This is a genomic window from Glutamicibacter ardleyensis, from assembly GCF_014644555.1.
Taxonomy (GTDB): Bacteria; Actinomycetota; Actinomycetes; order Actinomycetales; family Micrococcaceae; genus Glutamicibacter; species Glutamicibacter bergerei.
Map to the genome: position 1 here is coordinate 1 of NZ_BMKX01000016.1, position 12,246 is coordinate 12,246.

The 12,246-nt window shown below is 59.6% G+C and carries 9 protein-coding genes and 3 pseudogenes; 8 read left to right on the top strand and 4 right to left on the bottom strand.

Annotation, left to right across the window (positions count from 1 at the left end; translation table 11 throughout):
* The 4 genes and pseudogenes from IEX04_RS18420 to IEX04_RS18435 all read left to right on the top strand — a co-directional run.
* Positions 1-1,311, top strand: a pseudogene (locus IEX04_RS18420) (hypothetical protein); the annotation flags it as partial.
* The gene (locus IEX04_RS18425; protein WP_188687503.1) at positions 1,220-1,939 is read left to right on the top strand and encodes a hypothetical protein; all 720 of its coding nucleotides are present in this window, start codon (positions 1,220-1,222) and stop codon (positions 1,937-1,939) included. The pseudogene IEX04_RS18420 and the gene IEX04_RS18425, both read left to right, overlap by 92 nt.
* Before the next feature lie 212 nt (positions 1,940-2,151).
* Entirely contained in the window at positions 2,152-2,754 is a 603-nt protein-coding gene (locus tag IEX04_RS18430; RefSeq protein ID WP_188687504.1) for a fibronectin type III domain-containing protein, read from the top strand.
* Positions 2,755-3,141: a fibronectin type III domain-containing protein gene (locus IEX04_RS18435; protein ID WP_188687505.1), complete on the top strand. Its 387-nt coding sequence runs from the start codon at positions 2,755-2,757 to the stop codon at positions 3,139-3,141. It abuts the gene before it with no gap.
* A 303-nt stretch (positions 3,142-3,444) separates the two neighbouring features.
* Here the strand turns inward: IEX04_RS18435 and IEX04_RS18440 are convergent, their stop codons facing one another.
* Positions 3,445-5,016, bottom strand: a complete 1,572-nt coding sequence (locus tag IEX04_RS18440; RefSeq protein ID WP_407646322.1) for an AbgT family transporter — start codon at positions 5,014-5,016, stop codon at positions 3,445-3,447.
* A pseudogene (locus IEX04_RS19200) lies at positions 5,013-6,285 on the bottom strand (metal-dependent hydrolase family protein). Before IEX04_RS19200 ends, IEX04_RS18440 begins: the two are co-directional and overlap by 4 nt.
* A 117-nt stretch (positions 6,286-6,402) precedes the next feature.
* Here IEX04_RS19200 and IEX04_RS18450 point away from each other — a divergent pair.
* Positions 6,403-7,404 carry an Lrp/AsnC family transcriptional regulator gene (locus IEX04_RS18450; protein ID WP_188687506.1) on the top strand — a complete coding sequence of 334 codons (1,002 nt, stop codon included), beginning with the start codon at positions 6,403-6,405 and terminating at the stop codon, positions 7,402-7,404.
* 470 nt (positions 7,405-7,874) lie between these two features.
* Positions 7,875-8,018: a hypothetical protein gene (locus IEX04_RS18455; protein WP_188687507.1), complete on the top strand. Its 144-nt coding sequence runs from the start codon at positions 7,875-7,877 to the stop codon at positions 8,016-8,018.
* Between the two features lie 71 nt (positions 8,019-8,089).
* Here IEX04_RS18455 and IEX04_RS19060 read toward each other — a convergent pair.
* A pseudogene (locus IEX04_RS19060) lies at positions 8,090-8,356 on the bottom strand (transposase); the annotation flags it as partial.
* A gap of 62 nt (positions 8,357-8,418) precedes the next feature.
* Positions 8,419-9,435, bottom strand: coding sequence for an Lrp/AsnC family transcriptional regulator (locus tag IEX04_RS18465; RefSeq protein WP_188687508.1), 1,017 nt, complete (start codon positions 9,433-9,435; stop codon positions 8,419-8,421).
* Between the two features lie 140 nt (positions 9,436-9,575).
* On the opposite strand from IEX04_RS18465, the gene IEX04_RS18470 reads away from it, so the two are divergent.
* Positions 9,576-10,799 (top strand): M20 metallopeptidase family protein, encoded by a 1,224-nt coding sequence (locus IEX04_RS18470; RefSeq protein ID WP_188687509.1) that lies wholly within the window; start codon positions 9,576-9,578, stop codon positions 10,797-10,799.
* A 20-nt stretch (positions 10,800-10,819) separates the two neighbouring features.
* Positions 10,820-12,151 carry an MFS transporter gene (locus tag IEX04_RS18475; protein WP_188687510.1) on the top strand — a complete coding sequence of 444 codons (1,332 nt, stop codon included), beginning with the start codon at positions 10,820-10,822 and terminating at the stop codon, positions 12,149-12,151.
* The last annotated feature ends 95 nt before the right edge of the window (positions 12,152-12,246 follow it).

Genomic DNA, 12,246 nt, shown 5'->3' on the forward strand with positions numbered 1-12,246 from the left:
CTTGGGCGTGGTTTCTATCTTTCTCTCGAAAGACAGCGGCATCAAATCAGGGACGGTTCAATCATCAAACGAATTATCTCTGCGCTCGCTGCCGGTGCGCTCATCCTGGGGTCCGTCAGTCTGGCCAGCCCAGCAACAGCGGCAGAAGCCAAACTGCCCAACACAAGCCGTACCGGTTTCGAGCAACCATGGCCGTCACTCAAGACCACGCCAGCCACCGATGCGTACATGGCAGCTCGGCACAAGAACGACGGGGACCCCAGTTCCGGCGCCACGCAAAAGGCGCACGACCGGGCGACATTCGACCTGATGCACGCACACACTCTCGCGCCCACGACCTATGCATATATCTGCGGATTGCGCTATGACTTCGAGTGGATTGACCCCCAGATCGCCGCCAACCCTCTGAAAGAATGCAAGTCAAGGCAGTACTTCGATGCCGACGATGCCGAAAGCAAAGCTGCCCTTGCGTGGGATGCTAACGCAGCGACGCACACCGACACCCACGATGTCCCCGGCAAATCCGTTTTCGTCAGCGCCTTCCGGGCCCCGGTGGTCAACGAGGACATGTTGCTCACCCATGCGTCCTACTCCCTGCCCTGGATGGAAAGCGGACTGAATTACGCCGGCACCAAATGGACGTCGACCCCCGGGGACTGGACCCAAGGGACCAAGCTGACGTATCAGTGGTTCGTGGATGGAAAGCCGATCCCAGGGGCGACGAAGCAGGACTACACACCCTTGGAAGCACATAACGGACACAAGATTCACTTAGCGGTCACGGGCAAAAAGGATGGCTGGTACAGCCACACCGAGGCCACGGAGGCATTCGAGGTCATCCTTGGATCTGTCGTCGCCTACAACTTCGAGTACGGCTGGATCCACTTGGGTGTCGGTTCACCGGTCAAGGTGACCCCGACGTACACCGCAGCCGGCGGGCCCCAGGATGGAAAGCTGAACCCCGCAGGATCCAACGTCACCTACACCTGGTATGTGAACGGGATCGTTGTTCCGGGCGCCACAAGCAATACCTATACGCCGCGAGCCCAGGACGTCAACAAGAAGTTGCGCGTAGCAGTGCGTTCGGGAGCCGTCCCGTTCTACACAACTTTCAATCAGTTCATCGACATTGGAACCATTCAAAAGGGATTGCTCCCTGCCCACCATCTCGGGGACAGCGAAGGTTGGCTCAACGCTGACAGCCAAGCCTGGTCCGTGGTTGAGCGGAACCACACTCTCCTACCTGTGGCTAGCCGACAACAAATCCATCAAGGGTGCTACCGGCCCCACGTACACGCCCGTCGCCGCTGACCGTGGCAAGAAGATCCGTGTACAGGTTTCGGGTGCAAAGCCCGGATACATGACCATGGCAAAGACTTCCAAGGAGGTCACCGTCGGGTATGGATCAATTGCCTCGAACGTTCCCACCATTTCCGGCACCGCCAAGGTTGGATCAAAGCTCACAGCCAAGCCGGGCACCTGGACGGCAGGCACCAAGCTCACCTACCAGTGGCTGACCAACGGCAAAACTGTTTCCGGGGCAACGACCTCCTCCTTCATCCCGGGCGCTGCCCAACGCGGGACCGTGATCACGGTGAAGGTGACCGGTGCCAAGGCCGGCTACACGACCGTCTCGAAGACATCGAAAGCCACCGCCAAGGTAGCCACCGGCACCCTCACGGCACCTGCGCCGACAGTCTCCGGCACCGCGAAGGTCAACAAGACGCTCACCGCCAAGCCAGGAACCTGGACGGCCGGCACCAAGCTGTCATACCAGTGGTACGCCAACGGCAAGACCATCGCCAAGGCGACCAAGACCACGCTGAAACTCACTGCGGGCCACCGCGGTCAAAAGATCACCGTCAAGGTGACCGGTTCCAAGACCGGGTACACCACCGCCGCAAAGGTTTCCAAGGCCACGAAGGCCGTCGCCAAATAGCCGGAACAGGCCGCCCTCCGGGAACGCCTCCACACCCCAGGCACCTCCCCAGGCGGCGCCAACGGGTGCCTCCGGCTAACGCCTGCGAACACCTGATTCAATACCATCCTGGCCACACACATCATCCGGTGCACCCACGTACCTTCGAGGCATTGCCGGCGCAGCCGCCCGGTGCCAGGGGTCGAAGGGTCGCCCCCTCGAAAGGCTTCACAGTGAAAATCACCAAAGGACTTGCCCTGGTCCCCGCCCAGGCAGCAACGGTGCAGCCAGAAAGCGCCGTGGCCACGGCCGGGGAGATCGTCGTCCCTCCAACCTTCAAGGTCGGGTGGGTAGAGGCCGATCGGATCGGTCTGTACTGGAGTTATCCCCAGGTCTGGGGTGTCGACATCCTAAATTACACCGTCAGGGTCAAGCAACAGGGCCGTCCCGACCGGGTGTTCACGACCACGTCGCGCATCGACGACCACTTCATCGCCACCGGGCTCACCCAGAACACCACGTACACCTTTGAAGTGCGGACCAACGCCGTATCCCGGGACGGGAAACGACGCCTCACCTCCGCCCCGCACTCCAAGACGGCGACCACGTCCTCCATCCCCGCACACCACATGAAGGCCGCAACGCCGTCCGCGCTGAAGCTCACCGCGACCTCGGGAAGCATCACCGCATCTTGGAAGGCACCGGCGGTCACGGGCAAGCTCACCGGATACACGGTGAACATCAAGCAGGGCAGCAAGACGGTCAAGAGCTACACGACCACCGCTAGGAAAATCACCGCCACCGGCCTGAAGGAAAAGACTTCCTACACGGTCTAGGTGAAAGCCAACGCCACCTCCCGCGACAAGAAGCACAAGGCACCCTCCGCCTATGCCACCAAGACCATCGGCACCGCCCTGAGCGCTGCTTCGACGGTGAAGGCAGGCAAGCCCATCGCGCTGAAGGCCACCTCCGCCGCCACCAGCCTCAATGTCTCCTGGAAGCGCCCCGCCCTCACCGGGTACCTGAAGAACTACACCGTGCAGCTCAAGCAGGGCACCAAGACCCTCAAGAGCTACACGACCGCATCACCCTCGAAAACCATCACCGGGCTGAAGAGGAACACCGCCTACACGGTCCAGGTGAGGGCCAACCCAAAGTCCACGAACGGCAAGTACCTCGCCTCCTCCGCCTACGTTTCCGTGTCGGTGAAGACGAAACGCTAAGCACGAGGCCCATGCATCGGCCCGCGCCCCGTCACCGGAGTGTGGGCCGATGCCATTGATACCACATTCCCTCGAGGCCACGACAGCGACTTTCACCCCGCCTCATCAGGCGCCGTTAGCGCAAGTGCATCAGCACTTCCGCCGATAACAGCACTTCTGTCGTTCAGAAATGATCCTCTTGCAGAATCCGCGGGATAGGTCTCGGTGAAGTGGCATCCCTGTCGTTGGCGCCATCGGCAAAGACGGGCAGGGACGGAAAATCAAGCGGCCCTGCTCGTCTTTACCCCGGGATGTCGGGAGACATCATCCGACCATGATGTCCATGCCCGGTCCCGTGCCCGTGCCGGTGATGAAGAACAGCGTCAGCACCAGCACCCACAGGACCCAGAATACGACGGTGAATGGCAGCATGCGGGCGATGATGGAACCGATGCCGGCTTCTGGCTCGTATTTGCGCAAGAAGCCCAGGATAATCACCAAGTACGGGTTCAAGGGAGTCAGTGCCTGGGTGGCGGAATCTCCCACGCGGAAGGCGGCTTGGACGAATCCGGCCTCGTAACCGATCAGGGCAAACATCGGGATGAACACCGCGGCAATCAGCGTCCACAGGGAGGATCCCGAGGATATCAACAGGTTCAGAATCGATACCACCACGATGAACGCGATGATGGCCCCGTAGCCGGTGAAGTTCACGTCCTTGAGCGTTTGCGCGCCCGACACAGCAACCCAGGACGCCAGCCCCGACCACGTGAACAGGGCGAGGAACTGGGCCAAGATGAAGGCCACCACGATGAAGGACACCGCGTCCTTCACTGCCTGTCCCATCATTTCTACGACCGACTGGATGTTGGTGATCAAGCGCAGACGTGCGCCGAAGACAATGGCCGGCGCCAGCACGACGCAGAACACTATGAAGATGACCGAGCTTAACAGGGGGGACTTGGGCAGAAACCCGCCGGTCTCGTTGCGCAACGGCGCACCGGCCGGAAGGGCCAGGGCCAGGATCAGCCCGACGACCACCAACAGGGCGATTCCTGCCCAACGCAGGGCCGACTTCTCCGCGGCGGTGACGTCCGTGCTGGCTTCTTCGGCTGCCGTGGCGTTGACCCCGACACCGGTGCGGTTCAGCCGCGGCTCGAGCAGTTTGTCGATGACTAGGCCGCCGGCCACCGTGAGGACACCGGCGAGCACGATGTTCAGCAAAAGGTTGGACACCGCAGTGACCGGCAGCACCAGCCCGGCGACCGGGACTGCGGCGGCGTTGGAAATGCCGGCCAGCAAGGCGTCGGTCGACGTGACGAACGGGGTGCAGCTGAAGGCGGCAATGCCCACGGCATAGGACCCAAGCAGGCCCGCGACCGGGTTGCGGCCTGCGGCTCGGAACACCAGGGCGGCAATCGGCGGGATGACCAGAATCGAGGCGTCGGACATGATGTGCGCGCACAACGCCACCAGTGCCATGGCGTAGGGCAATGCCCAGGCAGGGGCGCGGCCCAGGGTGGACTTTACCAGAACCAGCAGCAGGCCAGTGCGTTCGGCAACACCTACGGCCAACAACAAGGTGACCACTACCCCAAGGGGCGGGAACCCGATGAAGTTCTGCACTGCGGTGGTCATCAGCCAAGTGATGCCCTCACCGGTGAACAGGCCCTTGATCGCGGTGGGTCCTTCGGCACCGGGAAGCGTGGTGTTGACATTGAACCAGGACACCACCGTGGAAATGAGTCCCACGGCCAGGAAGAGGTACAGGAAGAGGGCGAAGGGCTCGGGCAGCCTGTTGCCCACGCGCTCAATGCGGTCAAGGGCGGCCGCTCCGAACTTCTTCTTCTCGCCGGAAGTCCGGGGCGCCGGCTTCTTGCCCATCAATGTGCTCATGCGCCTACTCCTGCGGGGACCGAGGTACGAAGGTCCTTAACCATCCGGCCCTTGGCAAAGACGATATCAATGTTCTTCGCATCGGCCAGCGCGTGGATGGAGCCCAGCGGATCAACGCCTGTCAGCACGATGTCTGCGTCCTTGCCGGGCTCGATGGATCCGACGCGGTCCTCCAATTGCAGCAGCTTTGCGGCGTTCAAGGTTCCGGCCACGAGCGCATCCATGGGGGACATGCCGAAATCGACCAAGTGTCCAAGCTCCGTCAGATTGATGCCGTGCTCGCAGACCCCGGCATCGGTCCCCAGCGCGACTTTGACCCCGGCGGAGATGGCCTTCGAGACGCAGCCGTAGAGCTTTTCCTGCAGGCGCAGCTTCTTTTCCACCGCATACGGGGCGGCCTTGGCCGGGTCCGGGGGGATGGTTCCTGTGCTCAGGGTGGGAACGAGGAAGCTGCCCTTTGCAAGCATCAATTCGATGGCCTTGTCATCGATTTCGTAGCCGTGCTCGATGCTGCGCACCCCCCGCGACCAGGGCGTTGGAAATGGAACGCGCCGACTGGGCATGGGCGGCCACCGGTATGCCGTGGCTGCCCGCTTCCTCGACGATGGTTCGCATCTCGGCAATGTTCAGGCCGTCGTGCCAAGGGGTGTCGCGCGGGGACCAGACGCCGCCGCCCGCCATGACCTTGATGACCTTACCGCCCAGGCGCATGACCTCGCGGGTGTTGCGCAGCGCCTCGTCGACACCGTCGGTCAGGAAACCGATGTCCCCGTTGGGGGACAATGCCTCGCCCTGGTTGAATCCGCAGCAGGTGCGGAAGTCGCCGTGGCCGCCGGTGGGTCCCAGGGCGCGGTAGGCAAAGATGATTTCGGGGCCCTCGATGAGGCCGCGTTCAATGGCAACCTCGGTGGCCATATCGATGCCGCCCAGGTCGCGCACGGTGGTGACGCCGGCATCGAGCGTGGCGCGCTGCAGCGGGATGGAGGCGTAGTAGCCAAAACGCGGGGGCAGGTGCAACAGGTCTGTGCCGCTGAGCTGGCCGGTGGGCATGGCCAAGTGGACGTGTGAATCGATGAAGCCAGGGAGCAGGAATTGTCCGCGTCCGTCAATGCGGACCGCGTCGGTGTCCAGGATGGGTGTCTCGGCGTCCGGTCCAACCCACTGGATCTTGCGTCCACGCAAGACGACGGTGTGCATCTGTGCCGGGGCGGCACCCGTGCCATCGATCAAGGTTGCATGTTCGATCACCGTTTGTCGCTGCTGTGGCATCTTTCCTCCATGTGTTCTAGGTTATACATCGAACTAAACGTTAAGATAATGAGACATTTTTCTTTCAAAACGCACGAAAATGGTTCTAGGAGCAAAACTTTGCAAGAAACTGACGGCATGTCCGAAAACGACATCGAACTCGTCAATGCGCTGCAACTGGCGCCGCGCGTGAGCTGGAGCGAGCTGTCCGTGATCCTGGGCCAACATGCCACCACGCTGGCCCGACGCTGGGAACGCATCACCAATGCAGGCATGGCGCGCATTTCGATTGCACCGGGGCCGGGCATGGCGGCCCTGATGGAATTGGCATTCATCGAACTGACTTGCCGCAACAGCCAAGTCACCCAGGTGGCCGAAGACTTGTTTCAGGACCACAGGACCATGACGATCCAGTTCATTGCGGGATCCGCGCATCTTCTGGTGACGGTCGCAGCCCCCGGGCAGAGCCTCGCCGACTTCCTGCTCACCACCATTGGCTCCCTAGACGGAGTGTTGCATTACTCGGTGCGAACCGTGACAGGCCAGCTAGTGGAAGCCAGCAACTGGCATTTCCGTGCCTTGCCGCCGGCCACCATGCGCAAATTGCGCCGGCTGGCGACCCACCCGGAATCCCACGGCGGAGAGACCCATGTCGCGATGGATGGGATAGACCAGGAAATCGTGCGCTCCTTGAGCATCAACGGGCGCATGGGCCTCAGGGAAATCGCCCAGCGTGCCGGGATCACCCCACCCGCGGCGGCGCGGCGCGTCAACCGTCTCATTGGCGGCAACTACATCACGGTGCGTTGCGACATTGTGCGCCAGGGGCTTGGACAGAATGTCAGCGCCGTGTTCTGGGGGTCGATGTCACCCGATGACATCCTGCTCGTGGGCCCCAACCTAGCGGCGGAACTGCCCGAAATCCGCATCATGACGGCGGTCACCGGCGCCAACAACATCCATATGGTGGTGTGGCTGAACAACCCCTGGGATTCGCTCGCCGTCGAACGCAAGATCCTGCACGCGATTCCCGGACTGACGATCGATGACCGGCGCATTGTCTTGCGTACCTTCAAATACAACGGGGCGCGCATTACCGAATCCGGACGATTTGGCGACGTGCTACCCGTGGGATTCTGAGGTTTTTGGCACGGCACGGCTTGAACCGCCGGGAGCCTAGCTGCGTGAGTCAGTAGTCATTTGACGAACTTACGCGTGTCGCCGGAAATCCAGACCGAAGATGACTTGCCTGGATCCACTACCAGAAAGGGTCGATAGAACGGGTCCTGGGCTCCGGTAAGACCCCTGTACCGGGTTGTGGTGGGGTCCTGCGCGCAGCGCGGGACCCCAGCACCCTTCCCGATACTCCGCCGATCCGACTCGGTGGCTGTGCAGGCACTCCCCGACGCCTACGAACTCGCCGCAGCACTGGACTGGGCGGAACCGGACAAGTCGTAACTCTGGTCGTCGCGCCATTAGTTGACGCGCTGATTTTTGGTTGTAGTGGCTCGTCATCGCTTAGGTATTCAGGATCATCGCCGTGCAGGTAAGGGCCGATTATTACCGTGGACTTGGCGTTAGGCCTGCCTTAGTATTGATACGCTCGAAGCATGCGTGCAATTGAAGAAATCATTGCCGGTCGCCTGACCGGGGAGTTGGGGCAGGCCGCCCACCATCGTCATATCCTGACGGTCTTTGGTCTCTACGCGCGAGCCGCTGCCGAGGGGCTGGCGCTTGGCGTTCATTTGGCCTGAAATGAGCTGCCAACTTGGCCCGCCTTCATGGCTGAAACGGCCTGAAGTTTAGCGCTCACACACAGTAGGCCGCCCAGGTGCTTTTTCACGTACCCGAACAGGGCGTCGCGCACCGCCTCGGGGTCCCAGTCGGTGGTCGAGAGCAATCGCTGCATCCCGACCGGGGTGCCGTGCCCGGCACGTTCGGACAGGGTCCAGGAGTTCTTCCGTTCTTCGTCCGAGAGCAGCCCGCGGATGTAGTTGACCGCGTTGTTCCGCGGCTCGGCGCGGGCGAACTCGCCGCCGATCAGCTCGCGGATTTTCTCGAGGCCGTCGGCCCATTCCTGTATCTCTGCCACCCAAATATCATCGCTCACCCGTCAGGATTAACAGGATTCGGGGCTACAGTCCGATTAAACCTCTAAATCCTAGAGATGGAACGGGTACTTTCCAGAGTCTTGCTGAAACGTCCATCAGATTCCAGGATCCACCCCATGCGCTTATAGCTCCGCATCCCGACACAAGTTTCGAGGATCCGCAGTTGTGGAAATTGGGAAGTAAGCTTCCGCTCTATGTTTGCAATCTCTGCGGGCTCGCGCAGCTGCATGTTGAAAACCAGGTTTGCTTCGCCGGTAGTGGCCGCGCACAGCCTAAGGTTTCGGAAGGTTCTAAGATATTGAGCGATTTGATCTTCCATGCCCGGCGGAACTTTGGTAAACCACTGCACCCATAGTGGCGATCCGGAATAGTCGCTCGCTAGTTCACAGCGAATAAAGATCATTCCTGTTGAGAGTGAGGCATTTAGCAAACGCGCTGCGGTGGCAGGATGTTGCCCGGTTGAAAGCGCGATATCTCTGGCCGTGGCGCGGCCGTTGGTCTGTAGAACTTCTAGACAGGGCCATAAAGCCGGAGGGATCACGCCCGTTGAAACTTGTGGAGTCGGTGCTAGCTCGCGCAATTCTTCCTCTTGCTGGCGCGAGAGAACATCGAGTCTCCACTGGTCACCGCTGGCATATACATGGGTGCAGAGGGAGGTTTTGATTCTCAAGACGCCGGCAATGGCCCATAATTGCGGAAGCACCTGACGGGTCATGTTCAGCCAATTTGATGTGATGCAGGTAAGCCGGTAATCGGCATGCCGTGACGCGCTATCGACGGAGTTGACCTCCGGTATCTGACATATTTTAAGCAAAGTATCTTCCATGAGCCGAGGCTCAACTTCGATATCGAGCAATGCGGTGCAGTTCATCTGAGGCCTGCCTCCCAAATGTCCTAAAGTCCATACAAGCCTCTGGGAGTGTAGCCGTTTCCAGCGTTCTGACAGGGTCGTAGGATGCCGCCCCAGTACGTTGCCTAGCTCCGTCCAGCTTAATCGGGGTGCGATCTGCAGCGCATGCACCAATTCCAAATCATCATGGGCCAGCTCTAAATCTGTCATCGTGCAACTATTTTCGGTTTATTCGGCCTGAAAAGCAACTAAACCTTCAATATGAGCAGCTGTAATGCTTTCAGCCTGATCATAAATAGTGTGATTGGCATCATAAGATGCCGTCTTGTCAATGGTAAAGGAGGCCCACAATGAGTACTGAGGAAAGCGTTGTCAGCGATGCAGCTCACTTGGCACCCGAGATTCAGAGGCTCCGGCATGAGTTGCACCGGCAGCCCGAAGTCGGGTTGGACTTGCCTCTGACCCAGCAACGCATTCTGGAATGGCTTGAACCGCTAGGGTTCGAAGTGACTTTGGGTCAGGAACTTAGTTCTGTTACCGCCGTACTGCGTGGAGGAGCGGCAGAAGCGAAAGCTCCTAGTGTGCTGTTGCGCGCAGACATGGATGCTTTGCCCGTCAAGGAGAAGACAGGGGCTTCCTACGCCTCACAAACGGGAAATACCATGCATGCGTGTGGCCATGACCTGCATACCGCGATGCTCGCAGGTGCAGCCACGCTTCTTGCTGATCGGCGCGAGCAGCTACCTGGAGACGTAGTTTTGATGTTCCAGCCCGGGGAGGAAGGTTTCGACGGGGCCGGGCACATGATCGGCGAAGGAGTGCTGGAGGCGGCCGGCTCTACAGTAGACGCTGCATTTGGACTTCATGTCATGAGTGCATTAGGCACTTCAGGACAGTTCATGAGCCGCCCGGGCGCAGTGATGAGCTCATCAGCCGGTTTATTCGTCACTGTCCATGGCCAGGGCGGGCACGGTTCCGCGCCATACCTGGCCAAGGATCCAGTGTATGTTGCAGCCGAAATGGTGAGCGCGATGCAGGGTATGATCACCCGTAGATTCGATGTCTTCGATCCTGTGGTGATATCCGTGGGCGTATTCGAAGCCGGCCACGCCCGCAATGTTATTCCCGAGACAGCGCGCTTCGAGGCGACGGTGCGTTCGTTTAGCCATGAATCATTCGCCGCGCTGGGACAGACCCTTCCGCAGCTGCTGCAAGGAATTGCCGCCGCTCACGGCGTGGAAGTCGAGATTGAATTGCGTCCTGAATATCCGGTGACGGTTAATCACGAAGACGAGACCGATTTCGCCCGGCAAGCGGTGATCGAGCTCTTCGACTCAACTGCTTATGCGCAAATGGCAAACCCCTTGGCTGGGTCGGAAGATTTTTCCCGAGTGCTGGAACGCGTTCCCGGAGCTTTCATTTTCCTCTCCGCACTGTCGCCGGGGGTTGAAGCTTCCGAAGCTCAATTCAACCACTCTCCTTACGCAGAATTCTCTGATGATGTTCTGCCTAGGGGTACCGCACTCTACACACATCTGGCAATCAGCAGGCTCGCTGAATTGTCCTCCCGCTAACTTTGGACCGGAGAATTTTAATGAACACTCCAAGACTCGGCGAAGTTTCGCCGGCTATTCACCGGCCAAACGGCCGCAAAGAACTGCGCAAGACCCTCTTCGGCATTGGAGCGGGTAACGCTGTGGAATGGTTCGATTGGGCTATCTATGCAACCTTTGCACCATATATCGCCAGAAATCTCTTTTCACCGCAAGACGCCACCAGCGCATTTCTTGCGACTATGGCAATCTTCGCCGTCGGATTCATTGCGCGCCCGGTAGGCGGTGTGCTTTTCGGCGTGATCGGCGATCGGGTGGGGCGTAAGACCTCAATGACGTTGGCCGTAGGGCTGGCCGCTTTTGGGTCGTTGATCATCGCCGTTACCCCGGGATTTGCCGTGATGGGGGTATTCGCGTCGATTATGCTTCTTATTGCCCGGCTTATCCAGGGGTTGGCTCACGGCGGGGAATTGCCTAGTGCACAGACCTATCTTGCCGAGATGGCCCCAGCACCCCAGCGAGGTCTCTACTCGACTCTGATCTATTTCTCGGGAACTGCTGGAATAGTCTTTGGAACGTTGTTAGGCGCGATCTTCACGCTGGTTCTGACCAACGAGCAGATGGATAGCTTCGGCTGGCGTATTCCTTTCGCATTGGGAGCTCTCTTCGGCCTCTATGCTCTGGTCATGCGCACACGACTAAAGGAAACAGCGCAGTTCACTGAACACAAACATGCAGAAACTGATTCCCGCCGGCCGAAGGCCTCGCTGATCAAGGATTTCATGGCCAATCGAGCTAAGGCTCTGCAGGTCATCGGTCTCACCGTAGGACTGACGGTGGTCTACTACATCTGGTCCGTTGCCACTCCGGCCCATGCCATATCAACTCTAGGTATGGAGCCATCCGAAGCACTCTGGGTCGGTGTGGGCGCGAACCTCGTCTTCATGATCGCCTTGCCGTTCTGGGGCAAACTTTCGGATCGCATTGGCCGTCGGCCGGTTTTGATCATTTCCTCCATCGGTGCCGCAGTGATGCAGTTCCCGATGACGTTCGTTGTGCGTGGAGAATGGTGGCAACTTTTCATTGCCATGGCCGTCATGCTGATATTCATTTCCGGCTCGGCAGCCATCATGCCCGCAGTGTATGCAGAACTGTTTCCGACCTCTATACGAACGATCGGGGTTGCCGCTCCATACGCACTGTGCGTGGCGTTGTTCGGCGGTACAGCTGCTTATCTCCAAGCTGCTTTGGACAGTTGGTTGGGGGATCAAGGAAGCGTAGTATTCTCGATCTACTCGATCGTGCTGTTGCTGATATCCGCGGCGACAGCTTCGGCTCTGGCAGAATCTAGGGGCAAAGAACTGACTGATTAACGGCAAACTGTGATCTCTCGAAACAGCGGTGACACTGAACCGTCCCTGATTTGATGCCGCTGTCTTTCGAGAGAAAGATAGAAACCACGCCCAAG